Source organism: Sphingomonas sp. AAP5 (genome assembly GCF_004354345.1).
Lineage (GTDB): Bacteria > Pseudomonadota > Alphaproteobacteria > Sphingomonadales > Sphingomonadaceae > Sphingomonas > Sphingomonas glacialis.
Genome location: NZ_CP037913.1, coordinates 3,408,891 through 3,435,298, shown reverse-complemented (window position 1 = coordinate 3,435,298; position 26,408 = coordinate 3,408,891). Strand labels below are relative to the sequence as shown.

25 protein-coding genes are annotated in these 26,408 nt (G+C 67.6%); 11 read left to right on the top strand and 14 right to left on the bottom strand.

Translation table 11 applies throughout. The features are described 5' to 3' along the window. The first annotated feature begins 208 nt into the window (after window positions 1–208). From E2E30_RS15885 to E2E30_RS15870, 4 genes are all read left to right on the top strand, one after another. Complete coding sequence (locus E2E30_RS15885; RefSeq protein ID WP_133191364.1) at window positions 209–946, top strand: exonuclease domain-containing protein; 738 nt, start codon at window positions 209–211, stop codon at window positions 944–946. Between the two features lie 72 nt (window positions 947–1,018). Further along, complete coding sequence (locus E2E30_RS15880) at window positions 1,019–2,548, top strand: sensor histidine kinase (RefSeq protein ID WP_133191363.1); 1,530 nt, start codon at window positions 1,019–1,021, stop codon at window positions 2,546–2,548. Next, window positions 2,545–2,994: a response regulator gene (locus E2E30_RS15875; RefSeq protein WP_133191362.1), complete on the top strand. Its 450-nt coding sequence runs from the start codon at window positions 2,545–2,547 to the stop codon at window positions 2,992–2,994. The genes E2E30_RS15880 and E2E30_RS15875 overlap by 4 nt, the downstream gene beginning before the upstream one ends. Next, window positions 2,991–4,049, top strand: a complete 1,059-nt coding sequence (locus tag E2E30_RS15870) for a sensor histidine kinase (protein ID WP_133191361.1) — start codon at window positions 2,991–2,993, stop codon at window positions 4,047–4,049. Before E2E30_RS15875 ends, E2E30_RS15870 begins: the two co-directional genes overlap by 4 nt. Before the next feature lie 129 nt (window positions 4,050–4,178). Here the strand turns inward: E2E30_RS15870 and E2E30_RS15865 are convergent, their stop codons facing one another. The 9 genes from E2E30_RS15865 to E2E30_RS15825 form a co-directional block, all read right to left on the bottom strand. Continuing rightward, on the bottom strand, window positions 4,179–4,946 hold the full coding sequence (locus tag E2E30_RS15865) for a class I SAM-dependent methyltransferase (protein WP_133191360.1): 768 nt from the start codon (window positions 4,944–4,946) through the stop codon (window positions 4,179–4,181). 33 nt (window positions 4,947–4,979) lie between these two features. Beyond that, a complete protein-coding gene (gyrB, locus tag E2E30_RS15860) occupies window positions 4,980–7,496 on the bottom strand; it encodes a DNA topoisomerase (ATP-hydrolyzing) subunit B (protein ID WP_133191359.1) in 2,517 nt (838 codons plus the stop codon). 86 nt (window positions 7,497–7,582) lie between these two features. After that, complete coding sequence (locus E2E30_RS15855; RefSeq protein ID WP_133191358.1) at window positions 7,583–8,422, bottom strand: SPFH domain-containing protein; 840 nt, start codon at window positions 8,420–8,422, stop codon at window positions 7,583–7,585. Then, window positions 8,415–8,648 carry a hypothetical protein gene (locus E2E30_RS15850; RefSeq protein WP_133191357.1) on the bottom strand — a complete coding sequence of 78 codons (234 nt, stop codon included), beginning with the start codon at window positions 8,646–8,648 and terminating at the stop codon, window positions 8,415–8,417. Before E2E30_RS15850 ends, E2E30_RS15855 begins: the two co-directional genes overlap by 8 nt. Window positions 8,649–8,842: 194 nt before the next feature. Beyond that, on the bottom strand, window positions 8,843–9,619 hold the full coding sequence (locus E2E30_RS15845; protein WP_133191356.1) for an OmpA family protein: 777 nt from the start codon (window positions 9,617–9,619) through the stop codon (window positions 8,843–8,845). Between the two features lie 85 nt (window positions 9,620–9,704). Continuing rightward, the gene (gene recF / locus E2E30_RS15840) at window positions 9,705–10,754 is read right to left on the bottom strand and encodes a DNA replication/repair protein RecF (protein ID WP_133191355.1); all 1,050 of its coding nucleotides are present in this window, start codon (window positions 10,752–10,754) and stop codon (window positions 9,705–9,707) included. 100 nt (window positions 10,755–10,854) lie between these two features. After that, a complete protein-coding gene (locus E2E30_RS15835; protein WP_133191354.1) occupies window positions 10,855–11,643 on the bottom strand; it encodes a Coq4 family protein in 789 nt (262 codons plus the stop codon). A gap of 255 nt (window positions 11,644–11,898) precedes the next feature. Beyond that, a complete protein-coding gene (gene dnaN / locus E2E30_RS15830) occupies window positions 11,899–13,026 on the bottom strand; it encodes a DNA polymerase III subunit beta (protein WP_133191353.1) in 1,128 nt (375 codons plus the stop codon). Window positions 13,027–13,187: 161 nt separating this feature from the next. Then, window positions 13,188–13,865, bottom strand: coding sequence for an outer membrane protein (locus tag E2E30_RS15825; protein ID WP_133191352.1), 678 nt, complete (start codon window positions 13,863–13,865; stop codon window positions 13,188–13,190). Between the two features lie 137 nt (window positions 13,866–14,002). Between E2E30_RS15825 and E2E30_RS15820 the strand changes: the two genes are divergently transcribed. The 4 genes from E2E30_RS15820 to E2E30_RS15805 all read left to right on the top strand — a co-directional run bounded on the left by E2E30_RS15820 (window position 14,003) and on the right by E2E30_RS15805 (window position 17,400). Next, window positions 14,003–14,671, top strand: a complete 669-nt coding sequence (locus tag E2E30_RS15820) for a histidine phosphatase family protein (RefSeq protein WP_133191351.1) — start codon at window positions 14,003–14,005, stop codon at window positions 14,669–14,671. Continuing rightward, complete coding sequence (locus E2E30_RS15815) at window positions 14,668–15,147, top strand: hypothetical protein (protein ID WP_133191350.1); 480 nt, start codon at window positions 14,668–14,670, stop codon at window positions 15,145–15,147. Before E2E30_RS15820 ends, E2E30_RS15815 begins: the two co-directional genes overlap by 4 nt. 177 nt (window positions 15,148–15,324) lie before the next feature. Further along, the gene (gene rlmN / locus E2E30_RS15810; RefSeq protein ID WP_229839384.1) at window positions 15,325–16,533 is read left to right on the top strand and encodes a 23S rRNA (adenine(2503)-C(2))-methyltransferase RlmN; all 1,209 of its coding nucleotides are present in this window, start codon (window positions 15,325–15,327) and stop codon (window positions 16,531–16,533) included. A 111-nt stretch (window positions 16,534–16,644) separates the two neighbouring features. Continuing rightward, window positions 16,645–17,400 (top strand): sulfite exporter TauE/SafE family protein, encoded by a 756-nt coding sequence (locus E2E30_RS15805; RefSeq protein WP_133191348.1) that lies wholly within the window; start codon window positions 16,645–16,647, stop codon window positions 17,398–17,400. A gap of 7 nt (window positions 17,401–17,407) precedes the next feature. On the opposite strand, the gene E2E30_RS15800 is transcribed toward E2E30_RS15805, so the two are convergent. From E2E30_RS15800 to E2E30_RS15790, 3 genes are read right to left on the bottom strand one after another with little or no spacing between them, the layout of a single operon-like run. Next, on the bottom strand, window positions 17,408–17,767 hold the full coding sequence (locus E2E30_RS15800) for a cytochrome C nitrite reductase (RefSeq protein WP_133191347.1): 360 nt from the start codon (window positions 17,765–17,767) through the stop codon (window positions 17,408–17,410). After that, window positions 17,764–18,948 carry a molybdopterin-dependent oxidoreductase gene (locus E2E30_RS15795; protein ID WP_133191346.1) on the bottom strand — a complete coding sequence of 395 codons (1,185 nt, stop codon included), beginning with the start codon at window positions 18,946–18,948 and terminating at the stop codon, window positions 17,764–17,766. The genes E2E30_RS15800 and E2E30_RS15795 overlap by 4 nt, the downstream gene beginning before the upstream one ends. Next, complete coding sequence (locus E2E30_RS15790) at window positions 18,941–19,546, bottom strand: NADPH-dependent FMN reductase (RefSeq protein ID WP_133191345.1); 606 nt, start codon at window positions 19,544–19,546, stop codon at window positions 18,941–18,943. The genes E2E30_RS15795 and E2E30_RS15790 overlap by 8 nt, the downstream gene beginning before the upstream one ends. A gap of 256 nt (window positions 19,547–19,802) precedes the next feature. Here E2E30_RS15790 and E2E30_RS15785 point away from each other — a divergent pair, with 256 nt between their 5' ends. Genes E2E30_RS15785 through E2E30_RS15775 form a run of 3 tightly spaced genes read left to right on the top strand, consistent with a single transcriptional unit; the run spans window position 19,803 to window position 23,937 of the window. Next, complete coding sequence (locus tag E2E30_RS15785; RefSeq protein WP_133191344.1) at window positions 19,803–21,977, top strand: transglycosylase domain-containing protein; 2,175 nt, start codon at window positions 19,803–19,805, stop codon at window positions 21,975–21,977. Window positions 21,978–22,021: 44 nt separating this feature from the next. Next, entirely contained in the window at window positions 22,022–23,023 is a 1,002-nt protein-coding gene (locus E2E30_RS15780; protein ID WP_133191343.1) for a threonine aldolase family protein, read from the top strand. Next, the gene (locus E2E30_RS15775; RefSeq protein ID WP_133191342.1) at window positions 23,020–23,937 is read left to right on the top strand and encodes a DMT family transporter; all 918 of its coding nucleotides are present in this window, start codon (window positions 23,020–23,022) and stop codon (window positions 23,935–23,937) included. The genes E2E30_RS15780 and E2E30_RS15775 overlap by 4 nt, the downstream gene beginning before the upstream one ends. Here the strand turns inward: E2E30_RS15775 and E2E30_RS15770 are convergent. Together E2E30_RS15770 and E2E30_RS15765 are read right to left on the bottom strand one after the other, a co-directional pair. After that, entirely contained in the window at window positions 23,847–24,683 is an 837-nt protein-coding gene (locus tag E2E30_RS15770) for an NAD(P)-dependent oxidoreductase (RefSeq protein WP_133191341.1), read from the bottom strand. The two genes, E2E30_RS15775 and E2E30_RS15770, sit on opposite strands and share 91 nt — an antisense overlap. 123 nt (window positions 24,684–24,806) lie before the next feature. Continuing rightward, window positions 24,807–26,408, bottom strand: a complete 1,602-nt coding sequence (locus E2E30_RS15765) for a M28 family metallopeptidase (RefSeq protein ID WP_133191340.1) — start codon at window positions 26,406–26,408, stop codon at window positions 24,807–24,809.

The following is a 26,408-nucleotide window of genomic DNA, read 5'->3' as shown; positions in this document are numbered from 1 at the left end:
AGGCGCGGAGGTGTTGCGCGCGTGTGAGCCTTTTCGCGTCCCCCCAGGGCTTTTTTACGTCGGCGGAGTGCCCTGGCACACCTGGCGCATTGGCCGCGATACCGCGAACCCCGCACAACACCTCCGCGCCTCCGCGCCTCCGCGCCTCTGCGCGAACAAACCTTCTTCTTCGCTCGCAATCCAGCCGAGAACACGCCACCTAGGCGCGATGCCTCCCCCGCCCCCCCAGATCATCCGCGTCATCGACCTCGAGACCACAGGTGAAGCCCCACCGCTCCACGGCGTATGCGAAATCGGCTGGCAGGACGTCGCGCTCGGCAAGGACGGCCGCTGGGAGATCCAGGGCGAGGGCGGATCGCGGCTGGTCAATCCCGGCCGACCGATCCCGCCGCTGACGCAGGCGATCCACCATATCCTCGACGAGCAGGTCGCCGACGCGCCGTTCTGGCACGATGTCGCGCGCGGCGTGCTCGATCCCTATCCGCGGCGCATCGCGCTCGCCGCGCACCGCTCGGCGGCGGAGGAGAAATTCTGCACGCCGGCGCTAACCCGCGACGCGCCGTGGATCTGCACGTGGAAATGTGCGCTGCGGCTGTGGCCCGACACGCCGAGCTTTTCCAACCAGATGCTGCGCTACTGGCGCAAGCCCGAGGGTCTCGAGCATGAGCGCGGCTTGCCCGCGCATCGCGCCTTTCCCGATGCCTATGTCACCGCCTTCCATTTGCGCGACATGCTCAACACGGTCGGGCCCGAGCAGTTGATCGCCTGGTCGAGCGTCCCCGGGCTGTTACCGCGCGTCATTCGTCCAGGCCCCGATCGCGGGAAGGACTGGGCCGAGCTCAGCGACGATTCGCTCGCGATCATGCTGGGCGACCGCGACGAGGATGTGCGGTTCACCGCCGAGACCGAACTGGCCCGGCGCAGCGGCAACGGTTCGCGCGACTGACGCGCGCAAACTTGATTTCAGTCAATTCAGCCAGACTGGTCATTGTTGTTGTCGCTGCGTAAGGACGTGTCGATGTTCAAGCGTTCGTTCCTCGGTTTCGGCGTTAGCGAGGGACGCATGGGGCGCTTCCTCGTGGCCTGCATGGCGCTGGGCTTTGCCGCGCTGGTCGCCGCTGGCGTCGCCGCCGGCTGGTCGACCGCGCAAAACGAGCGCCACACGCGCGACGTCAACCACACCTACGAGGTCGAGCTGGCGATCGGGCGTGCGCGCGTCCTGACCGAGCAGAGCGAGACCGCACGCCGCGGCTATGTGCTGACGGCGAAGCCGGTCTATCTCGCGACCTATCGCGCGGCGATGCGCGCGCTCCCCGCCACGCTCGACCGCTTGGCTGCGCAGACGCGGGACAATCCGCGCCAGCAGCGCAATCTCGCGATGCTCCGCCAATCGATCGACGATCTTTCGCGGCAGCGCGAAGTGACGATCGCGTTGACGGGCAATGGCGAAAGCGCACGCGCGGTCACGGTGTTCCAGGGGGAAAGCAACGCGCGCCGAATGCTCGTGCTGCGCGCGCGCGCCGACGCGATGGTGGCCGAAGAACAGCGGCTGCTGGCCCAGCGCGACGCCGCGCAGCAATCGAGCGTCCGCATCTTCTATGTCACACTGGCGATCGCGGGGCTGCTCGTCATCCTCGTCGCGATCGCATCGCTGCTGACGGTGCGGCGCTATACGCGCGATCTCGCGACGTCGCGCGATGCGTTGCGGGACTTCGCCGACACGCTCGAAGAGCAAGTCGAGGAACGCACCGCCGATCTGACGCGCGCGAACGAGGAAATCCAGCGCTTCGCCTATATCGTCAGCCACGATCTGCGCAGCCCGCTCGTCAACGTGATGGGCTTCACCGCCGAGCTCGAAAGCGCGACGACCGAGATCGGCGCGCTGATCGACCGCGCCGAAGCGACCTCGCCCGAGATCGTCACCGAAGATGCCCGGCTTGCCGCGCGCGAGGATCTGCCCGAGGCGATCCGCTTCATCCGCACCTCGACGCAGAAGATGGACCGGCTGATCAACGCGATCCTCAAACTGTCGCGCGAAGGCCGCCGCGTCATCGCGCCGCAGCGGCTCGACGTCACCGCGATGGTCGAGACGATCGCGGCGAGTCTCCAGACGCAGATCGAGCAACGCGGCGCGACGTTCGTGATCGACGCCCCGCTTCCCGGGCTCGTCAGCGATCGGCTCGCGATCGAGCAGATCTTCTCGAACCTGATCGAGAATGCGGTCAAATATCTCAGCCCCGATCGCCCCGGCCATATCGTCGTTCGCGGCAAGACGCATGGCAAGCGCGTGACGTTCGAGTTCGAGGATAACGGCCGCGGCATCGCGCCGAACGATCACCAGCGCGTGTTCGACCTGTTCCGGCGCGCCGGCAACCAGGACCAGCCCGGCGAGGGGATCGGCCTCGCGCATGTCCGCGCCTTGGCGTATCGTCTCGGCGGCGTTATCGATGTGACGTCGGAGCTTGGGCGGGGGACAACCTTCCGCTTGAATTTGCCCAAAATTTTCGTCGACCCCACTACAGCAGCCACGCGGGAACCCCAGCAATGACCGATCATAAGAGCGTCAGCATCGTGATGATCGAGGATGATGAGGGGCATGCGCGCCTGATCGAGAAGAACATTCGTCGTGCCGGGATCCTAAACGCGATCACGCACTTTACCGACGGCACGACCGCGCTCGACTATCTGTTCAACAGCGCGGACGGCCCGCAGCGCAACGGCCCCGCGCTCGTGCTGCTCGATCTCAATTTGCCCGACATGAGCGGGACCGACATTCTCGCCAAGATCAAGTCGGCCGACGGCCCGCTGCGTCGCACCCCCGTCGTCGTGCTGACCACGACCGACGACAAGGTCGAAATCCAGCGCTGCTACGATCTCGGCTGCAACGTCTACATCACCAAGCCGGTCAACTATGAGAGCTTCGCGACCGCGATCCGCCAGCTCGGCCTGTTCCTGTCGGTGATCCAGGTGCCAGACATCGAGCCTCAGGGGTGAACCAAGCCGCCGGCGCCGCGATCCTCTATATCGACGACGATGCGGGCTTGCGCCGCCTCGCCGTCCGCACGCTCGCGCGCTACGGCTATACGCTCTCGGTCGCCGAGGGCGGCGCCGAGGGCATCGCGCTCGCCCAGGCGGCGGTCGCCGAGGGCCGACCCTTCGATCTCATCGCCGTCGATCATTACATGCCGGGGATGGACGGGCTCGAGACGCTCGAGCGGCTGCGGATCCTGCCGGGAATGCCGCCGGTGGTCTATGTCACCGGCTCAGAGGAGGGCCGGATCGCGGTCGCCGCGCTCAAAGCCGGCGCCGCCGATTACGTCGTGAAGACCGTCGGCACCGATTTCTTCGATCTGCTCGCCAGCGCGTTCGGACAAGTGCTCGAACGCGCCGCGCTCGAACGCGACAAGGCCGCCGCCGAGGATCAGTTGCGCGCGAGCAACGCCCGGCTCGAGGCGCTGCTGCGCGAGGTCAACCACCGCGTCGCCAATTCGCTCCAGATCGTCTCGGCGATGGTGCGGATGCAATCGACCGCGCTCGCCGACGAAAATGCGCGGCTCGCGCTCGAGGATACGCAACGCCGCATCGCCGCGATCGCGCAAGTCCACCGCCGGCTTTACACGAGCAACGATGTCGAGCAGGTCGACATGCGCGAATATCTCGGCGCGCTGGTCGACGAATTGGGCGAGACCTGGTCGACCCCGGCCGCACCGCGCGTGCTGTCGCTGGCAGCCGAGCCGATCCGCCTGTCGACCGACCGCGCGGTGTCGCTCGGCGTGATCGTCACAGAACTCGTCAGCAACGCGTGCAAATACGCCTATCCGACGAGCGGCGGCGAGGTGCGCGTGTCGCTCACCGGCGATGGCGACGGGCATTTCCGGCTCGCAGTCGAGGATGACGGGATCGGCATGGTCGCCGACGCCGCGCCGCGCGGCACGGGGGTCGGCACCAAGCTCATTCGCGCGATGGCGCAGAGCCTGCAGACGATCGTCGAATACGACACCGCGAACCGCACCGGCGTGCGCGCGACGCTGCGCGCGGCGCTCGGTTAAGCCAGCAGATCCGTTACCCCGGCCGTCTGCCGGGGTCCACCGAGGTCGCGACCAATGCCTTCGATATCTGCGGCTCGGTGGATGCCGGGGCGAGCCCGGCATGACGGCGATGGGATACCGGCTTGCCGCTCAGCGCGGCTTGCGGAACTTGAAGACGAATTGGTCGGTCTTGCCGCGGATCGCCGGGTCGAACACCTTGGCGCTGTGATCGTCGGCGGGATTGCGCAGCACGTCGCTCTCGCCGACGAACTGGAAGCCGGCCTTGGCGACCTCGGTCTTGACCACGGCCGGATCGATCCGGTGCTTGGTGTCGGTGCCCGTCAGGCCAGTCCCCGCCGCATCGGCATGGTCGATCACGAGATAGGTGCCGCCGGGCTTGAGCGCCTTGAACGCCTCGGCGTTCATCTGGTCGATCCCGGCTTCGCCCGCGCCATTGTTGGCGAGATCGTGATAGTTCTGCACGGTCCAGATCAGATCGACCGGCTCTGATGCCGCGACGATGCCCGATCCGAGCACCTTGACCGTCACGTTCGACAGATGGCGATCCTCGAGCGCGGTCGCGGACTTGGCGGCATATTTCGCCATCGCCGCAGGCCACACGGCATAGACATGCCCCGAAGCCCCGACGATCCCGGAGAAAGCGCGCGTCCAATAGCCAGAGCCCGGGAGGAAATCGAGCACCTCGTCGCCCGGGCCGACGCCCGAGAAGGCGAGCACTTCGGCCGCCTTGCGCCGCGCGTCATCGCTCGCCTGGTCGGCACGCGCCGGGCTTGCAAGCGCGGTCGCGACCGCCTTCTGCGTCTGCTTCGCGCTGTGGACCGAAGCCGGAACCCCGGCTGCGCTTGCCACCGTGGCGATCAACGCCGTTGCTGCCACGCCCGTCAGAAATGCTCGCATCAACCCACTCCCCCTTGTGTTGTTGGTGGTACGCTAGACGTCGAGATTGGCGACGTTCAGCGCATTCTCCTGGATGAACTCGCGGCGCGGCTCAACCACGTCGCCCATCAGCCGCGTGAAGATCTCGTCGGCGACATCGGCCTGTTCGATCTCGACGCGGAGCATCGAGCGGACCTGCGGATCGAGCGTCGTCTCCCACAATTGCTCGGCGTTCATCTCGCCGAGACCCTTGTAGCGCTGGATCGCCAGACCCTTGCGGCCGGCGGCGAGGATCGCGTCGAGCAGTTGCGACGGCCGTGCGACCATCGTCGAGCCCTTGGCAGCGGTCGCCACCGGCGCCTGCGCCGGCGCCTCGGTTGCGGCCGTTGCATCCTCGGCCGCATCGGCTTCGGCCTGCGCGGCAGCGGCCGCCTTGGACGAGACGATCCGTGCGGTCTGCTCGTACGCTTCCTGCTGCTCGACCGCGAGGCCGTGCAGTTTCCGCGCCTCGGCCGAGCCGAGGAATGCGCCTTCGATGATGTGGTGATCGGTCACGCCGCGCCACACGCGCTCGACATGGAAGCCGCCATCCTCGGCGAGCCTGGCCGACCAGCGCGCCTCGGGATCGCCGGCATCGAGCCCGCGCACGACTTGCACGACGACTTCGCGCCGCGCTTCGAGATCGAGCGCCGGATCGAGCGCGCCACCCATCGCCAGCGCCTCGACGATCGTCGGATCGTAGCGCCGCGGGATATAGCGCATCAGCGTGCGCATCCGCCGCGCGTGATCGACCAGCATCCGCAGATCCTGCCCCGAACGCGAACCGCCCTGCACGCCTTCGAGCACGGTGCCGGCGACACCCGCTTCGACGAGATATTCGTCGAGCGCGCTATCGTCCTTGAGATACACTTCCGAACGCCCGCGCGTCGCTTTGTAGAGCGGCGGCTGCGCGATGTAGAGGTGCCCCCCGGTGATGATCTCGGGCATCTGGCGGTAGAAGAAGGTCAGCAGCAGCGTGCGGATATGCGCGCCGTCGACGTCTGCGTCGGTCATGATGACGATCTTGTGGTAGCGCAGCTTCTCGACGTTGAAATCGTCGCGGCCGATGCCGGTGCCCATCGCCTGGATCAGCGTGCCGATCTCCTTCGACGACAGCATCCGGTCGAAACGCGCACGCTCGACGTTGAGGATCTTGCCGCGCAACGGCAGGATCGCCTGGAAGTGGCGGTCGCGGCCCTGCTTGGCCGAACCGCCGGCCGAATCACCCTCGACCAGGAACAGTTCGGACTTGGCGGGGTCGCGCTCCTGGCAGTCGGCGAGCTTGCCCGGCAGCGACGCGATGTCCATCACGCCCTTGCGCCTGGTCAGCTCGCGCGCCTTCTTCGCGGCTTCGCGGGCGGCGGCAGCGTCGATGATCTTGGCGACGATCGCCTTGCCGTGCGCAGGGTTTTCCTCGAGCCATTCGGCGAGCTTGTCGGCCATCAGGCTTTCGAGCGGCTGGCGGACTTCGGACGAGACGAGCTTGTCCTTGGTCTGCGACGAGAACTTCGGGTCGGGCAGCTTGACCGAGACGATCGCGGTGAGCCCCTCGCGCATGTCGTCGCCGGTCAGCGTGACCTTCTCCTTCTTGAGGAGCCCCGACTTCTCGGCATAATTGTTGAGCGTGCGCGTCATCGCCGCGCGGAACGCCGCCATGTGCGTGCCGCCGTCGCGCTGCGGGATGTTGTTGGTGAAGGCGAGGACGTTCTCGTAATAGGAGTCGTTCCACTCGAGCGCGACGTCGATCGTCACGTCGTCGCGCGTTCCCGAGATCGCCACCGGCTCGGGCATGAGCGGCACCTTGTTGCGATCGAGATACTTCACGAACGCGGCGATCCCGCCCTCGTAATAGAGCTCGACTGTCTTGAGGTCGGCATGGCGCGCATCGTTGAGATACAGCCGCACGCCCGAATTGAGAAAGGCGAGCTCGCGGTAGCGGTGCTCGAGCTTGTCGAAATCGAATTCGGTGATCTTGAAGGTGGCGGGCGACGGGAAGAAGGTGACGCGCGTCCCCTTCTTGCCGGGCGCGGGGCCGACGATCTTGAGCGGGGCCACGGCATCGCCGAACGCGAAGCGCATGTAATGCTCTTGCTCGTCGCGGAAAATTGTCAGGTCGAGCCATTCGCTGAGCGCGTTGACCACCGAGACGCCGACGCCGTGCAGGCCGCCCGAGACCTTGTAGGCGTTGTCGTCCGAGGTATTCTCGAACTTACCGCCGGCGTGGAGCTGGGTCATAATGACTTCGGCGGCGGACACGCCTTCCTCGGTGTGGATGCCGGTCGGGATGCCGCGGCCGTTATCCTCGACCGAGACCGAGCCATCGGCGTTCAGCGTGATGTCGATCCGGTCGCAATGCCCGGCGAGCGCTTCGTCGATCGCGTTGTCTGACACCTCGAACACCATGTGGTGGAGGCCGGAACCGTCGTCGGTATCGCCGATGTACATGCCGGGACGCTTGCGGACCGCGTCTAGGCCTTTGAGCACCTTGATCGAGTCTGCGCCGTAATCATTCGTATTGGGGTCTTCTGCCATGCCGAGCATATAGGGATTCACGGCACGAAACGGAAGCGAAATGGCACTTCCCGGCCCGGGACGCAGGCGTCCCGGGCCGGATGCGCTCACTTGCCCATGATGAAGGGCAATTGCCCGCCGCCCGCGCTGTAGGTCGGCAGCTTGCCGTCCCATTTCTCGATCGCGCGCTGTCGCAGGATCTCGGGATTGGCGCGCAGCGCGTCGCCCTCGATCTGCGATGACTTCGCCTTGCCCTCGGCGTCGGCGATCCGCGCATCGGCATTGGCCTTGACCGTCGCGACATTGGCCTGCGCGGCGAGCGCGGCCTGCTCATTGGCGATCTTGGTGTTGATCTGGTTGAGCACTTGATCGGGCACGCGGATGTTCGACGCCCAATAGAGTTGCTCGACATGCAGCCCGACGGGTTCGAAATAGCGATCGACATCGCGTTGCACCGCCGACAGCAGCGCCGCCTTCTTGGGGCCATAGATCTCCTCGACGCCGAGCCCCGCGGCTTCCTCGTTGAGCGCGCTGCGCACCGCGTTGCGCAACGGCCCCGCGACAATCCCCGCCATGTCGATCCGGTATTTCTGGAACAGGATCGGCGCCTTCACCGGATCGACGCGATACGCCACCGATACGTCGGCCGAGAGGTTCAGGCCGTTGCGATCCTGGAAAGGAAATTCCTCGTCGACGCCGGTCTGTTCGGTGGTCGATTTGGTCCAGGCATAGGTCGAGGTGTAGATCGGATATTCGAAGATGTTGGTGCCGAACGGCGTGAAATACCAGCCGACGCCAAGCGCATGGTCGGCGACGCCCGCCGAACTGCCGAAATTGCTCACCTTGATCCCGACATGCCCCGGCTCGACGCGGCTGCACGAACTCATCGGCAGGATCGCGATGAGGGGAATCAATAGCAGCGGTGCGAAACGAACGAGTTTATTCATGGTCCTTGTCCAGCAGGAGGAGAGTGAATTCGCGCGTCAGCACGGTGACCGACAGGAAGCCGGCGACGAGTGCTGCGAGCGCGATCAGCGCGGCGGCGACATTGGCCGCGTCGCTATGCAGGTTGAACAGCGTGGGGATGACGAAGCCGAAACAGGCCAGCTCGCAGACGAGCAAACCCGCGCAGCGCAAGCCAAAGCCGACGAGCCACAGATCCAGCGATTTCATGGGAAGAGCGAGCCTTCGGAACGCCCCCGATAGGATGCCGGGGCCGCAGTGCATCGACGGATGCGCGAGGCGGAATATCTGCTTGTTACGGGTGCGCTACAACGGGAATCGGCATCCGCGGAGCGCAATCATGCATGCGTCGGCTGCATGATGAAAAACGGCCCCGGCGAGGATCGCCGGGGCCGTGAGTGGGATTAGAAGCGGTCGGCGCGCTGGCCGAGCAGGGTGACTTCGACACGACGATTCTGGCGCATCCCCTGCGGCGTCGTGTTGGGAGTAACCGGGCTCGCCTCGCCATGCCCGACGACCGAGAAGCGCGCACGCGTCACACCCATCTGGTCGAACGCGGTGCGGACCGCATCGGCGCGGCGCTCGGACAGTACCTGGTTGTGCGCGTCGGTCCCCCGCGAGTCGGTGTAGCCGTCGATCGCGACGCGCACGCCCGATTCCGATCGCAGGTAATTGGCGAGGCCGCGCAAATTGTCGATCGCACCGGGGCGCAGCACCGCGCTGTCGGTGGCGAACAGCACATCCTCGTCGAGCCGCATCATCGCGCCGCGCGACGTCTGGCGGAAGCCATAGCCGCGCATCGCCCCGCGATCCCAGCCGCCGCCCTGCGGGCCGCGCTGCTCGACGACGACGACCCGATCACGCGACTCCCAATCGAACCGGTCGCGGCGTGGGCCGGCGACCCGGGCGAAGGCGCGGTTGGCGGCGTCGGCCTCGCGCGGCTGGACACGGCCGTCGCGGTTATAGTCGAAATTGCGCATCACGAACGCGCGGCCGCGGTTGGTCTGACGCAGTTCGGGGTAGAGGATCGGCACGCCGGCGCCGATCAGGCGGTATTCGCGGTCGCCGTTGCGGCCACCACCCCAATCCCAGCGGTCCTGCGCCGATGCCGGGGCAACGCCCGCGCCAAGCGCGATCGCGGCGGCGGTTGCGGCGAGAATGGTCTTGCGAAATGTCGTCATCGGATAGACTCCATGGCCCCCGCCATACAGCGGCAGATGCACCCGACCGCTTGAACGCCGCGTGAGTTCCGCCGACAGCTTGCGTTCAGCCGCCGAGCGTGAGGCGCACCGCGTCGCGCCCGAGATCGGTGAAGAGCGCATCCTCGGTCCCGGTCATCCACACCTGGCCCGTGCCCGCGAGCCGGTCGAACAACGCCGCGCGCCGCACCGGATCGAGATGCGCCGCCACTTCGTCGAGCAGCAACACCGGCGCGCTGCCGGTCCGCTCGGCGACGAGCTCGGCATGCGCGAGGATCACGCCGAGCAGCAGCGCCTTCTGCTCGCCGGTCGAGCAGAGACCCGCCGCCTGGTTCTTGCCGAGATGCGTCACCGCCAGATCGGCGCGATGCGGCCCGATCAGCGTGCGCCCCGCAGCGGCATCGCGCGCGCGGCTCTGCGCGAGATCGACGGCGAGCGTCGCACCACCGCCGGTCCACCCCTCGAGCGCAAGCCCGGCGCGCGCGAACGGCCCGTCGGCCTGCCCCGCCAGGCGATCGGCAAGCGCCGTTACCGTGTCGCGTCGCGCGGCGTCGATCGCCGCGCCGTGCTCGGCCATCTGCGCTTCGAGCGCCGACAGCCAGTCGCGATCGGGCGGCACGTCATCGGCGAGCAGCCGATTGCGTGCGCGCATCGCCGCCTCGTAGCGATTGGCGTGGACCGCGTGCCCCGGCGCGAGCGCGAGCGTCAGCCGGTCGAGGAAGCGGCGTCGCTCGCCCGCGGGTTCGACGAACAGGCGGTCCATCGCCGGGGTCAGCCACAGCACCGTCAGCCATTCGCCGAGCGCGGTCGCGGCGACGGGCGATCCCTGGACGCGAACGATCCGCCGCTCGGGCGCCGCGGCTTGCGTGCCCGTCGCGATCGCCACATCGCCGAGCAGGTCGGCTGCGACACCGAAGCCGCCTGCCCCGCCTTGCCGTGCCATTTCGCCGAGCCCCGCGCGGCGCAAGCCCCGCCCGGGCGCGAGCAGCGATACCGCCTCGAGCACGTTGGTCTTGCCCGCGCCATTCTCGCCGGTCAGCACGACAAAGCCTGGGCCTGCGGCGATCGTCAGGTCGGCATGGTTGCGAAAATCGGTCAGGACGAGGCGCGTCAGCATCGCTGCGTGCCTTAGCCGGTTTTCACGTTGTGCCACCCGCCTTTTGCATCGCCGCCCGGCAACGCCGTGGCAAACCGATCAGGCCGGCCGGGTGGTCGCCTCAGGCGGCAAGCCGTTCGGGTACCGCAACCGCGTCGCCGCGCGTGCTGAGATAGGAAGCGAGCTCCGGCCCAAGCTCGCGCTGCGCCTTGAGATAGGCGTGCGGCGTCGCGATGCCGAGCCGCGCCCGCGCTGCGTCGAGCGGTTCGGCGAGCAGACGCTCGTAATCCTCGCCCGAAATCCACCGCGCGCGCCGCCCGAGGCGATAGCCCTCCCACACCGCTTTTGCGAACAGCGTGCCATGCGTCACCTTGAGACTCTTCAACGCCGCCGCGCCACCGATGAACGCCCAGCCCAGCCCTCCGACCTGCGCGTAGGAGAATGCGACGAGGCATGCCTCGCCCAGACTCTCATCGGCCTTGTAGCCCGTCAGCACATGCCAGATGTCGTGCGTGTCGCGGACGCGGCGGCCGAACCAGGCATAGGGATGCTGGACTTGATCCTCGCTGACGATCTGGCTGACCTCGACCAGACCATCGGCGGAATAGCCCGTCGTCGCGAGAAAATCGCGATAGGCGCCACCGACCGTGCCGGGCGCAAAGCCAGCGACGAACGTCGGATCGCCCAGACGCACGGCCAATTCGACCTGCTCGCTCGCGAGCCGCCCGCCGTCGCTCGTGGCGATCAGGCGCGCATAGTTACGCGGCGCGTTGCCGACGTTGAGCGCGCGCATGATACGGAAGACTTGTGTCGTGTCGTCGCCATTGGCAAGCAATTTGCGAATCGCGTCGAAAGCGGTGCGCCAATCGCGCCGTCCAGTCGTGCCGGGGAACGGGGGAAGCTTCGCCATGCGGGAATCCTCTACTGACAGGGTTGTCAGTAAGCACTGACACGCAAAGTGTCAATATCGGCGATGCTTCGAGGCCATCAGTTGCCATAGAGCGGGCGGCGCGGAGAGGGCGATCGGCCGGTCGATCAAAACGAACGTCGCCCTGCCGCTGGCGAGGGAAGCACTAGCGCTAAAATAGTGCGGGCCGCACGTGCCGACCCCGCAAGAACGGCCCAACGGCCACGTCTCGCGGTGTGGCTCGAGCGGCCTGCGAGCTCAGACGCGCATCGGCATGAGCACGTACAGCGCCGACGATTTGTCGTTTTCGCGGATCAGCGTCGGGGCGGCGGCATCGGCGAGATGGACTTCGATCGTGTCGCCCTCGAGCTGGCCGAGGATGTCGAGCAGATAGCGGCTGTTGAAGCCGATCTCGAAGCCGAGCGCGACATATTCGCCGGGCACTTCTTCGGCCGCCGTGCCGTTTTCAGGCGAGGTCACCGACAGAATGATCTTGTCGCGGTCGAGCGCCATCTTGACCGCGCGCGTCTTCTCGGTCGCGATCGTCGAGACGCGATCGACGCCCTCCTCGAAGCTGCGCGGGTCGATCTTGAGGATCTTGTCGTTGCCGGTCGGAATGACGCGACTGTAATCGGGGAAGGTGCCGTCGATCAGCTTGGACGTGAGCAACGCCTGCCCCAGGTCGAAGCGGATCTTGGTCGGCGACAGCGACACGCCGACCGACCCGTCGACTTCGTCGAGCAGCTTGCGCAGCTCGGCGATGCACTTGCGCGGGATGATCACGTCGGGCATCGACTCGGCGCCCTCGGGACGCGGCATCGTCACGCGCGCGAGGCGGTGGCCGTCGGTCGCGGCAGCCTTGAGCACGGGCCCCGCCCCACCTGCACCGCCGTCATCGGAGACATGCCAGAAGATGCCGTTGAGGTAGTAGCGCGTTTCCTCGGTCGAGATCGCGAAGCGCGTCTTGTCGATGATCTGCTTGAGCGTCTCGGCGGGGAGCTCGAACGAGACGGGCAGTTCGCCCTCGGCGATCACCGGGAAATCGTCGCGCGGCAACGTGCCGAGCTGGAACTTCGCACGGCCGGCCATGATCGTCATCTTGCCGTCGGCCGCCGCGAGGCTGACCTGGCTGCCCTCGGGAAGCTTGCGGCAGATGTCGAAGAAAGTGTGCGCGGACACCGTGGTCGCGCCGGGCTGGTCGACCGCGGCGGCGATCGTCTCGTTGATCTGCAGGTCAAGATCGGTCGCCATCAGCTTGAGGCCGCCCTCAGGCGTAGCCTCGATCAGCACGTTCGACAGGATCGGGATGGTATTGCGCCGTTCGACCACGCTTTGCACGTGGCTGAGGCCCTTCAACAGGGTCGCGCGTTCGATCGTCGCCTTCATGTCGTTCCCCCGGGCAAAGATCGCCCAAACATCCCACCGAATCTGCGCGCTTTTCGGCACATCGGGGGGCAATACGCCGTGTCCCTTTCCTTAAACATAAAAGGGGCCGGAGCAAGCGCTCCGACCCCCTTCTTGTCGCGGCAAAAGCTTGCCGGTCTGGTTCAGAAACGGACACCAACGCCAGCGACGACCTGGTGACGGTCGGTGTTGACGCTGAAATTGTTGGTGTTGCCGCCATTGGCATATTCGAGCCGCGCATCGCCATAGTTCGAATAGCGATATTCGACCTTGGCGTAGGTGGTGCGACCGATCTTCTGCTCGACACCGGCACCGACGCGGTAGCCGTCGAGGTTGTAATGGTTGCCGGTGGTGACGGTGCCGTTGTTCGCGGTCAGATCGAGCCGGGCGTTCGTATAGCCGCCCTTGGCGTAGATCATCGTCTTGGGGGCGACGACATAGCCGAGGCGCCCGCCGACATACAGATCGCGGCCGGTCTTGACGCGGCCATAGCCGAGCGCGCCGGCGCTGGTGGGGGCGTTGCTGACGTCGGCGGTCGACCCCGTCACTTCGCCCTCGACGCCGAGCACGACGCCGTGGAACGCGGCGTCATAGCCGATATCGCCACCATAGGTCAGGCCGTCGGCCTTGCGGTTGCTGCCGATGTCCGAATTCGGGCCGCGGCCGGGCTGCAGCTTGTCATAGCCGAGGATCACGCCGGCACGGGCACCGGTGAAGGTTGCGTCGTCACGCGGCGGCGGGGGGCCGTCCTGGGCGAAGGCCGGAGCGGCCAGGCCGAGCGTGAGCGCTGCGGTTGCAGCGGTGAGAGCGAACTTGCGCATTGGGGTAACTCCATTGGTACACATCCACCGATCCCTGGTGGGACTGCTCAAATAGGTGACGGCGCAGCCCGTTGCATGAACCTCAGACAACGGGATAAAGCGTTGCTTTTGCGCCACACGGGGTTGAAAGCGACGCCATGGATTCCAACGCCCACAAGCCGCCACGAAGCGGCCCCAAAAGAACGGGGAGGGATTTCATCGCGCGGCATGGCGAGACGGTGTTCAACGCCGCCGGGCGGCTGCAGGGCGACCATCCACACACCCCGCTGACGCGCGCCGGCTTTGCCCAGGCCGACGAGATGGGGCGGGCACTGCGCGCGCATCTGGGAGCGAAACCGGCACTGACGTTATGGTCTTCGCCAACCGGGCGCGCCTTGCAGACGCTGGCGATCATTGCCGAGCATCTCGAGCTCGACTGGCACGCTGCGCGGACCGACGCGCGGCTGGTCGAGATCGGCACGGGGAGCTGGGGCGGGGCCTATTATGCCGACTTGGCCGATGCCGGCGTCACGGTGGTCGACCGCGCGCACGGGCTGCTGTTCCCGGCAGAAGATGGCGAAACCTATCCCGAGATTGTGGCGCGTGTGTCAGCATGGCTGACCGATACCGAGGGCGATCACGGCGACCGGCTCGTCATCATGCACGGAATTTCGAGCCGGGTTTTGCGCGGTGTGATGACCGGAATGGCCGATCTGCCCGGATATGGCGCGCCCGCGGCGCCGGGATTACCGCAAGGATCGGTCGTCGCGATCGAGCACGGCATCGAGTCGCTGGTGCATCGCGGCATGGGCCACGCCCCGGCATGAAGCGCGTGGCGCTGCTCGCGCTGATGGTCGCGACGCCCGCGGCGGCGCGCGATTCGCTCGGCGTGTTCGATCGCTGGGGCGCGTTCACCGATGCCGCGCCGCTCAGCTGCTATGCGATCGCGCAGCCGGTCGAGGCGGGCGGCGCATCGCGCTGGCGCCCGTTCGCGAGCATCGCGAGCTGGCCCGGTCGCGGCATCCGCAACCAGCTCCACATCCGGCTGAGCCGCGAACGCAATCCGCAATCGCGCGTGACACTGTCGATCGGCGAGCGGCGCTTCGAACTCGTCGCGGGCAATGCCGACGCCTGGGCACCCGACCGGCGCACCGACGCCGCGATCATCGCCGCGCTTCGCTCAAGCCGCAGCATGAGCGTCGAGACGCTTGCCAAAAGCGGCGCACCGTTCGCCGATGTCTATGCCTTGCGTGGCGCGGCGACCGCAATCGACGCGGCGTCGCTCGGGTGTGTGGGGCGCTAGCGGCCGACCTACTTCCTCCGTCTTCCCCGCAAAAGCGGGGATCCCGCTACTTTGTCGGAGTCATAAGACGAAGCGGGACCCTCGCTTTCGCGAGGGTGAGGGGGTGTTGGTCCATACGCTGATCGGCGAAACGCACCCCGGTAGAAAAACCCGCCGAAACACGCTATGTGCCCGCGCATGCCCAACTCCGCGACCACCCTCATGGCCATTCCCGGCCATATCGACCCCGTGCCCGTGCCCCGCGCCTTCGTGCCGCGCGCCGATGGCCGTATCGACTTGCTCGGCCTGTCGAAGGCCGATCTGCGGCTCGCGCTCGAGACCTCGCAGCTCGACCCCAAGCAAGCGAAGCTACGCGCGAAGCAGCTGTGGCACTGGATCTACAATCGCGGCGTGCGGGACTTCGCGCTGATGACCGACATCGCCAAGACGATGCAGCCGTGGCTCGAGCAGCGCTTCGTCATCTCGCGCCCGCAAGTCGTCGAGGCGCAGGTGTCGAACGACGGCACGCGCAAATGGCTGCTGCGGTCGGACGACGGCAACGATTACGAGATGGTGTTCATCCCCGACGCCGACCGCGGAACCTTGTGCGTGTCGAGCCAGGTCGGCTGCACGCTCAACTGCCGCTTCTGCCATACGGGCACGATGCGGCTCGTCCGCAACCTGACCGCGGGCGAGATCGTCGGCCAGGTGATGCTCGCGCGCGACGCGCTCGGCGAATGGCCGAGCCAGCCCGAGGGGCGGATGCTCACCAACATCGTGATGATGGGCATGGGCGAGCCGCTCTACAATTTCGACAATGTCCGCGATGGCTTAAAGATCGTGATGGACGGCGACGGGCTCGGCCTGTCGCGCCGCCGCATCACGCTCTCGACCTCGGGCGTCGTGCCCTTGATGGCGCGCGCGGGCGAGGAGATTTCGGTCAACCTCGCCATCTCGCTCCACGCGGTAACCAAGGAAGTCCGCGACGAGCTGGTGCCGATCAACAAGAAATACGGCATCGAGGAACTGCTCCAGGCGTGCGCCGACTATCCCGGCACCAACAATGCGCGGCGCATCACCTTCGAATACGTCATGCTCAAGGACAAGAACGACAGCGACGCCGATGCGCGCGAGCTCGTCCGGCTGCTCAAGCATTACGACTTGCCCGCGAAGGTCAACCTGATCCCGTTCAACCCATGGCCGGGCGCGCCGTACGAATGCTCGACGCCTGAGCGGATCAAGTCCTTCTCGAACATCGTGTTCGACGCAGGCATCAGCGCGCCGGTGCGCACCCCGCGCGGGCGCGACATCGATGCGGCGTGCGGCCAGTTGAAGACCGCGAGCGAGAAGATGAGCCGGGCGGAGCTCGATCGTCAGGCCGAGGCGAAACTCGCGGCACTCGGCTGACCCTCACCGTCACCCCGGGCTTGTCCCGGGGCGCACCGTGCAGCAAGAGCGGCGCGGGCAGGATGTGCGGCGCGGTGGACGCCGGGACAAGCCCGGCATGACGAGGTACGGGTGACTCTGCCTACCATAGCGCTGGCCGCTGGCGCCGGCATCCTCGGCGGTGCGATGAACGCGCTTGCGGGCGGCGGCAGCTTCGCGACCTTGCCTGCGCTCATCGCGCTCGGTCTGCCCGCCAACACCGCCAACGCGACTTCGAACGTCGCGCTGCTGCCCGGCGCGGCGACGAGTGCCTGGGCATTCCGCACCGAGCTCGGCCCGATCGGCGGCGTGGGCCTGCGCACGCTCGTCGCCATCACCTTCGTCGGTGGCCTGGCGGGCAGCGCGCTGCTCGCGCTCACGCCGAGCCATGTGTTCGATCTCGTCATTCCCTGGCTGTTGCTGTTCGCCTTTCTGGTGATCGCCTTCGGCAAGACGGCCGCCGATGCGCTACGGCGTCGCGTCGCGATCGGGCGGCGCACGCTGATCGTCGCGCAAGGCCTGCTTGGCCTGTACGGCGGCTATTTCGGCGGCGGCGTCGGACTGATGACCACCGCGATCTATGGCCTGCTTGCGGGCGTCTCCCCGCGCGCGCTGTTCGCGCCGCGCACGCTGATGCTCGCGGTCGCCAATGCCGCCGCCGCCATCGTGTTCATCGCGGTCGGGCTGGTCGCGTGGAGCGCATGCCTGCCGATGCTGGCGGGCGGGATGCTCGGCGGCTGGGGCGGCGCGCATCTCGGCAAGCGGCTGCCCGCCGGCGTGGTGCGCGCGTGGACGCTGCTCGTCACCGCGGTGACGACGGGCGTCTTCTTCTGGCGCGCCTACGGCTGAACCGCGCTCAGCGCGCGGTGCCATCCTGCAGCGCGACCAGCGCCGCGACGAGCTTGGGATCGTCGGCCTCGGCGATCGACGCCTTGTAGGCGGTGCGCATCTTGGCGACTTCGGTCGCCCATTGCTCGGGCTTGAGCCGAGGTTGCGTCAGGATCTGTTCGGCCGAATGGCACGCGGTGCAATTGGTGCTGACGATCTCGGCGCTCGCAGGCAAGGTGACGCTTTCGGTCGGCAGCGTGATGCTTTGCGAGCTCAGCGCAATCGCGCGCGCGCCGCCGCCGCTCGTGCGCGTCTCGCCTGGCGTGGCATAACGCTGGCAGCCACCGAGCAGGAGCAGCAGCGCAACAAGGGGGAACGCGCGGCTCATACGGTAACCTTCGCGGTTTCGATCACATTGCGCATATAGCCGCCGGGATTCCAGATCGGGTCGGCGACTTGCGCGACGCCGCGCACATTGGTCGCGCGCACCGCGACCGTGTGGCTGCCGCGCGGGAGGGCCGCGGCCCAGCGGCGGAAGCCGTACGGCCCGTGATCGCGTCCAAGCTGTGCCGCATGCCAGCTTTTGCCGGCATCGATCGACCATTCGACCTTCGCGACGCCGGCATCGCCGCCCATCGCGATCCCGCGCACGGCTTGCGCATCGGCCTTGGTGAAGAACGCGCGCGGCAGCATCCGCCCGATCGGCGCAGTCGGGAAATCCTTCGCGCCGGGGACGACGCTCGCGCGCGGCGCGGTCGGGATGCGGTACGCCTTCTCCATCCAATAGCCCGTGTCGGGGCCGGGCAGCAGGTCGATCGAATCGAGCGCTTTGACCCAATAGGTCGAATAATAGCCCGGAACGATCAGCCGCAGCGGGAAGCCGTTGAGCAGCGGGAGCTGCACGCCGTTCATGCCGTATGCGACGATCACGTCGCGGCTGCGCGCCTCGGCAAGCGTCAGCGTCTTGGCGAACCACGGCGCATCACCCGGCGGCTGATCGAGCCCGGCGAATTTGACATGACTGCCCTTCGCGCCCGCGCGGTCGAGCAGGTCGGCAAGCCGCACGCCGGTCCATACCGCATGCCCCATCGCGCCATTGCCCCATTGCGCACCGGGCACGCGCGGGCCGAACAGCCCGCGCGAATTGCCCGAACATTGGTTGACCGCGGCGATCTCGACCGCGGGCATGCTCTGGATCGCATCGAGCGACAGCGACAGCGCGCGGTTGACCGCGCCCTTGATCCGTAACCGGAAAGCGGCGGCATCGACCGACAGCGGAATGTCGGCATAGTGCCAGCGGACGAAGAAGCGGTCGTTGGGCGTCGCCGGATCGTCCGACAGCGCGCCGTCGAACGCCGCCATCGGCGTCTCGAGCAACGGCCCGCGCGTGCGCTGGAGGATCATCCCCGTCTTGCCGGGAAAGGCATCGGTCAGCGGGCGTCGGCCATCGTTCTCGGAAAAGCCGAGATCGACGAGCGACTGCGCCCAGAGCGGGCTGCTCGCCAGCGCGCCTGCACCGAGCGCGAGCGCGCCGCGTCGGCCGATCTGCTGGCGCAACGCGTCATCCATGCTGGATCGCCAGCGGGGCAAAGCGCGCGACTTGCTGGCCGACCATGCGCAGCTGGTCGAGCACCGCTTGGTCGTTCGCGCCGCCTTCGTCATCGAACTTGGTGACTTGCGAATTGACCGCGGCGGCAAACGGCGTCGGCCAGCCGCGCAGCGCGTGGACGATCGAGCGCAGCGCCGCGATCGTGCTCCCCGTCGCCTGCCAGCCATACGCCGTCGCGATCAGCCCGACCGGCATGTCGGCGAGGTACGGCCGGTGCGGATCGCGCGCGGTTTCCTCGAGCAGATCGAGCGCATTCTTGACGACGCCCGAGATGCTGCCGTGATAGCCCGGCGAGGCGATGATCAACGCCGAGGCCTGGCGGATGGTATCGACGAAATCGCGCTCTTCCGCGGTGCGCGACGTCGCCTTGGGGTCATAGAGCGGCAGCCGCCCCATCTCGGCACCGCCGAACAGCCGCGTGCGGAAGCCCTCCTGCCCGGCCGCCTCGAGCGCGATCGCGAGCGCACGCTCGGTCGACGAGATGCCGCCGATCGTCCCGCCGATCCCCACCACCAGGGGCTGGCCGGCGACAGGCGAAGCAGAGAGAGCGTCGGACATGAACAAGGCTTTCGGCAGAGGGGCGCGACCGCCCGACGCTATTCTGATAGCGTTGTCAGGGGCCCACCTCAAGGTGGAAGTCGCCGGCGACCCTACGCTGCGCCGCCCGGATTCGGCAAGCGATCGCCGTGCGCCGCGCGGGGAACGGCTCGCTTGGCCGCCAGTCGGCTGCTACAGGCCTGGCAATGTCGCCTCCCTGCTTGCCCCGCCTGTTCTACATGACTAATACACACACTCGTCGTTGCGGGATCTAGTCATGCGTTTCTTCTCCTCCGATCGCGACGCGGACTCGCGCCAGGCCGATGATGCGCTCGAACTGACGCACGGCATGCCGCCGCCCGAGCGGCGTACCGATCCCGGCTATCCACCGCAGCCGCCGTTCGATTACGAGCGCTACGCAGCACGGCTTCCCACCGCCCGGCGCCGCACGGTCACGCGCTGGATCATGCGCGGCGTTGCAGGGCTGATCGTGCTGTTCGTCTTCGCGGTCGGCTGGCTCGCGGTGACCGCGCCCTTGTCGAAATCGCTCCAGCCGCCGACGCCGCCAAGCATCACCTTGCTGTCCGACGACGGACGGCCGTTCGCGCGGCGCGGTGCGGTGATCGACGCGCCGGTCGACGCGGCCAAGCTCCCCAAGAATGTCACCAACGCCTTTCTCGCGATCGAGGACCGGCGCTTCCGCTCGCATTGGGGGATCGACCCGCGCGGCATCGCACGCGCCTTCTTCCACAATGTGACGTCGAAGGGACGCGACCAGGGCGGCAGCACGATCACGCAGCAGCTCGCCAAGAACGCGTTCCTCGATTCGGACCGCACCGCCGCGCGGAAAATCCGCGAAGTGATGATCGCTTTCTGGCTCGAGGCGTGGCTGACCAAGGACCAGATTCTCTCGCGCTATCTGTCGAACGTCTATTTCGGCGACAACGTCTATGGCCTGCGCGCCGCCGCGCGACACTATTTCGCAAGGAAGCCAGAGAATCTGTCGATCGGCCAGGCGGCGATGCTCGCCGGGCTGGTCAAGGCGCCCTCCAAGCTCGCGCCGACGACCAACCTGCAGGGCGCACGCGATCGCGCGCGGCTCGTCGTCGCGGCGATGGTCGACGCCAAGCTGCTCGACAAGGACGAAGCCGCGGGCGTCCGCCCCGCGCGCGTCGTTCCCGAAGCGAAGGCCCCGCTCCCCAACGGCACCTATTTCGCCGACTGGGTGCTTCCCGCCGCGCGCGACCATGCCGGCGAGATCGCCACCGAATCGACCGTCCGCACGACGCTCGACCGCCGCCTCCAGGCCGCCGCCGAGCGCGCGGTGAAGCGCGCTGGCCTCAAACAGGCGCAGATCGCGCTCGTCGCGATGCGCCCCGATGGACGCGTCGTCGCGATGGTCGGCGGGCGCTCCTATGCCGCAAGCCCGTTCAACCGCGCGACGCAGGCGCAGCGCCAGCCGGGATCGGCGTTCAAGCTGTTCGTCTATCTCGCCGCGATGCGCAGCGGGATGACGCCCGATTCGGTGATCGACGACAAACCGATCACGATCGCCAATTGGTCGCCGAAGAACGCCGATGGCCGCTATCTCGGCCCGATTACGCTGCGCCAGGCGTTCGCACGCTCGTCGAACGTCGCGGCGGCGCGGATCACGCAGCAGGTCGGTGTCGCCAAGGTCATCCAGGCAGCGCGCGATCTCGGCGTTTCGACCCCGATCCCGAGCGAAGCGACGATCGCGCTCGGCACGTCGAGCATGTCGCTGCTCGAACTGACGGCGGCCTATGCCGCGGTCGCCGCCGAGCAATATCCGGTGCGCCCGCGCGGGCTCGAGGATCCGCCCGAGCGCGGCGTGCTCGCGACGCTGACCGATCGCAGCCACGCGCTCGACGGCACGCTGCATGATGAGATGCTCGATTTGCTCTCCGCCTCGGCCGAGACCGGCACCGGCCGCGCCGCCGCGCTCTCGGTCAAGACCTATGGCAAGACCGGCACGACGCAGGACAGTCGCGACGCGCTGTTCGTCGGCTTCGCCAACGGGCTAGTCGTCGGCGTGTGGGTCGGCAACGACGACAATACCCCCAACGCCGGCCTGTCGGGCGGCGGCGTGCCGGCCCGCGTCTGGCGTGATTTCATGCAGCAGGCGCTGGGAGTCGGTGCCGCGCAAATCGCCGCGCCCGCCGAAGACGAGATGGTCGACCCCGACGCCGCCAACGGCATTGGCGAGACGCTCGAGAATTTCCTCGATCCGTCGAACATTCCGCCGGTCGAGGGCGAAATCCCCGGGATCGGCCGTGTGCGCTTGCGCAACGGCGAGCTCGACTTCCAGTCGAACCGGCCCGACGAGCGCGATCGTCGGCGGAGTGACCCCGAAGAGCGCGCCCCGCCCCGCGATTTCGGGCGCGAGTCTGACCGTGGTGGACGCGACTATCGGGATTATCAGGACGATCGCTGATCGGACGAGTTGACGCCGCGCACGCCCGTCCGCAAGACCGCAGCATGCGCTTCTTCTCCGACAATGCCGCCCCGGTCCACCCGGCGATCTTCACCGCGATGGCCGACGCCAACGTGCTCGACACCGCTTATGATGGCGATCGCTGGAGCAAGGCGCTCGACGCGCGCTTTTCCGAGCTGTTCGAAACCGAGGTGCGCGCGCTGTGGGTGCCGTCGGGCACGGCGGCGAACTGCCTCGCGCTCGCGGCGATGTGCCCGCCGCACGGCAGCATCGTGTGCCACCGCGACGCGCATATCCAGAATGACGAATGCGGCGCGCCCGAATTCTACACGCACGGCGCCAAGCTGTTCCTCGCCGATGGTGAAGGCGCGAAGCTGACGCCGGAAACGATCAGCGCGGTGCTCGATGCGACGCGCTACGACGTCCACCAGACGCAGCCGCATGCGATCTCGATCACCAACGCGACCGAATATGGCCGCGTCTATTCGCCCGCCGAGGTCGCTGCGATCGGCGATCTCGCCAAGGCGCGCAAGCTCGGGCTGCACATGGACGGCGCGCGCTTCGCCAATGCGGTCGCCTCGCTTGAGTGCGCGCCCGCCGACGTGACGTGGCGCGCGGGCGTCACCGCGCTGAGCTTCGGCTTCATCAAGAATGGCGGGATGAACGCCGAAGCGCTGATCTTCTTCGATACCGCGCTCGCCGATGCGACGCTCTACCGCCGCAAGCGCGCGGGAATGCTGCTGTGCAAGGGGCGCTACCTTGCGGTGCAATTGCTCGCGATGACCGAGGGCGATCTGTGGCTCGATCTCGCACGCAACGCCAACACCGGGGCAGCGTTGCTCGCCGCCGCGGCGGGCGACCGGCTGGTGCATCCGGTCGAGGCGAACGAGGTGTTCATCCGCGTCTCGGCCGCCGAAGCTGCGAGCCTGCGCGCGCTCGGCTTCGATTTCTACGATTGGGGCCCGGGCGAAGCGCGGCTCGTCATCTCGTGGAACCAGGATCCCGCCGACATCCGGCCGCTCGCCGACGCGATCGCCGCGCTTTGAGCGCTGGGGCAGCGCCCAGTTCGAGCAAGCTCGCGATCCTGATTCCGTTCGGGATCGTCACGCTGATCTGGGGCTCGACCTGGCTCGTCATTCGCGGGCAGCTCGGCGTGGTGCCGGCGAGCTGGTCGGTGACGTATCGCTTCCTCGTCGCTGGCGTGGTGATGTGCAGCTATGCGCTGATCCGGCGTGAATCGCTGCGGCTCGATGCGCGTGGGCTGTGCTTCGCGGCGGTGCTCGGGCTCGCGCAATTCTGCCTCAACTTCAACTTCGTTTATCGCGCGGAAATGCACATTACGTCGGGGCTGGTCGCGGTGGTGTTTGCGCTGATGCTGCTGCCCAATGCGGTGTTCGGGCGGATCTTCCTGGGGCAGCAGCTCGGGCGGCAGCTGATTATCGGCATGGCGGTGGCGATGGCGGGGGTCACGCTGCTGTTCGTGCGCGAGATCCGGATCGATCCGCACGGGCCGATCGAGGCGCTGACCGGGATTGGCTTCACGCTGCTGGCGATCTTCTCGGCCTCCTCGGCGAACGTGATGCAGGGCACGCAGACCGCGCGCGCCTATCCGATGATCCCGATGCTCGGGGTCGCGATGCTGCTTGGCGCCACGTTCGACGGGGCGTTTGCGTGGGTGACGACGGGTCCGCCGGTGATCGAGCTCACCTTCGCCTATCTTGCCGCGACGCTGTATCTCGGCGTGTTCGCCTCGGCGATCGCCTTCCCGCTCTATTTCGGCGTGCTACGCGTGATCGGCCCGGCCAAGGCGGCCTATTCAGGCGTGCTCGTTCCCGTCATCGCGATGTGCCTGTCGACGCTATTCGAGGGCTATCGCTGGTCGCTGCTGGCGGGCGCCGGTGCCGCGCTGGTGATCGGCGGGCTGGTCATCGCTTTGAGGGCGCGCAGGCCCGCGCGATAGTCGCGATACGCCGGGCGCCAGCCGAGCACGCGCTTTGCTTTGGCGTTGGCGATGCGGCGATTCTCGGCATAGAAACCGCGCGCCATCGGCGAGAGCGAGTCGAGCGGCACGAACGGGGGGGGATCGCGCCCGAGCAGGGCGGCGGCAAAGGCGATGACGTCGTTCTGGCTCGCCGGCACATCATCGGCGAGGTTGTACGCTCCCGCCGGAGCATCGAACCCCGCAATCACGCCCGACACGATATCGTCGACATGGGCGCGGCTGAACACCTGGCCGGGCGATTCGACGCGGTGCGCAGCGCCGCTCGCGACGCGGTCTAGCGGCGAGCGGCCGGGGCCGTAGATCCCCGGCAAGCGGAATACGCGCGCACCGAGCGCCAGCCAGTCGCGATCCGCCTCGGCGCGTGCGCTGCGGCGGCCGGTGCCGATCGGCGCGGTTTCGTCGACCCACGCGCCCGCCGCATCGCCGTAAACGCCGGTCGAGGAGAGATAGCCGAGCCACGCCCCGCTCCGCACGTGCGCTGCGCCGTAGCTGACAAGTACCGGATCGATCTCGCCCGACGGCGGGACCGACGAGAGCACATGCGTCGCGACCGCGATCTCGCGCGCGATCGCGGCGCTATCCTCGAAGCGGAGCGTGTCGCCGCGGCCATCGCGCGTCGTGCCGACGACTTGCCAGCCCGCCGCGCGCACCCGCGCGGCCAGCACTTGCGCGGTGTAGCCGAGCCCAAAGATCAGGAGACGAATGTCATGCCCTTAGCAGTTCCCCGGCGCAGGCCGGGGCCCAGCAGCGCAGGCTGCTGCAAAGCCCGTTGCGCTCGCCCATTCCGTCCGTCCGCCTGGGCCCCGGCCTTTGCCGGGGAACCGAAATTATCTCGCGCCATAGCCATGATAGAGCAACCCGAAGAAGTCGCCCTTGTTCCAGCGCGGCCGCGCATCGCCATCGGCGATCGCGCGGGCGATCGCGTAATTGGCGTCGACGAAGCGAATCCCCTGCCGCCAGTCGATCGGTTGCGCCAGATCGTCCGACGGCTGGTGATAGCGATGCGCGAAGAAATCGGCGGTCGCCGCCTTGCCCGGCCCCTTCTGCCCCGGCCACAGGAAGACCGCGGGCACGCCTTGCTGGACGAAGCGATAATGGTCCGAGCGCACGAAGATCCCCTGCGCCGGATCGGGATCGGGCGACATCGTGACGCCGAGCGTCCCCACCGCCTGCGCGACGATCGGCCCGAGCGTCGAGCGGTCGGCGCCGAACACCGTCATGTCCTCGAACGCGTAGGACAGGATCGGCATGTCGAGGTTCACATCGGCGACGATCGACTGGATCGGGAGCGTCGGGTGCTTGGCGAAATAATCCGAACCGACCAGCCCCTTCTCCTCGGCGGTGACCGCGAGGAACAGGATCGAGCGCCGCGGGAGCTTGCCCGACGCCTTGAAGCGCCGCGCTTCCTCGATCAGCGCGGCGATGCCGACGGCATTGTCTTCGGCGCCGTTGTAGATGGCGTCACCCTTCGCATCGGGCGTGCCGACACCGAGATGGTCGAGATGCGCCGACAGCACGACCACTTCCTTGCCGAGCTTGGGGTCGCTGCCGGGGATCAGCCCCGCGACATTGCCGCTCATCGCAGGCTCGAAGCGCGTCTTGAGCGCGACCGTCGCCCCGATGTTGAGCGGCATCGCGCGAAAGGTCGCATTGCTGTCGGCAACGCGCGCCGTGATCGCGGACCACGGCGTCTTGGACTGCGCGAACAATTTGGCCGCGCCCGTCCCACTCAGCGTCGCGAGAATCGGCACGCCGGGCGAATCGCCCGTCCCATCGGCGCGCGCCCAGGTCGTGCGCGGCCGGTCGAAGCTCGCGCCGCCCTGCGGCAGCGCCGCGCGCGTGAGCACGATCGCGCCGACCGCGCCGTGCGCCGCGGCGATCACCGCCTTGGTCGCGGGGCTCGAGAAATGCGCGCGCTCCTCGCTCTGGAAGCTGAGCGGCGCGCCGCCGAAAAACGCGACGATCTTGCCGCGCACATCGACGCCGGCATAATCGTCGCGCTTGTAATCGGGCGCGACCAGCCCGTAGCCGACGAACACCACCGGCGCATCGAGCGCGGTCTGCGCCGCGCCCGCCACCACGCCTGGCATATAGTCCTCGCCGAATACCAGCCCGAGCGGCGCCGCACCGGGCCGCGTCAGCACGACGTCGCCCTTGTCCGCCGCGCGATAGCTGACGAGCGGCACCTTCTGGATATAGCTGCCGCCGTCGCCTGCGGGCTTCAACCCCGCGGCATAGAATTGCGCCGCGACATATTCGGCGGCGATCCGGTATTCGGGGCTCCCGGCCTCGCGCCCGCGTAACGCGTCGGAAGCGAGGAACAGCACATGCGCCTTCATCGCGGCCTGATCGTCGGGCAGCGGCGCGTCCTGCGCGCTCGCCGCCGGCGTCATCGCGATCGCCGCCAGCGCAAGGAACCGGATCTTCAT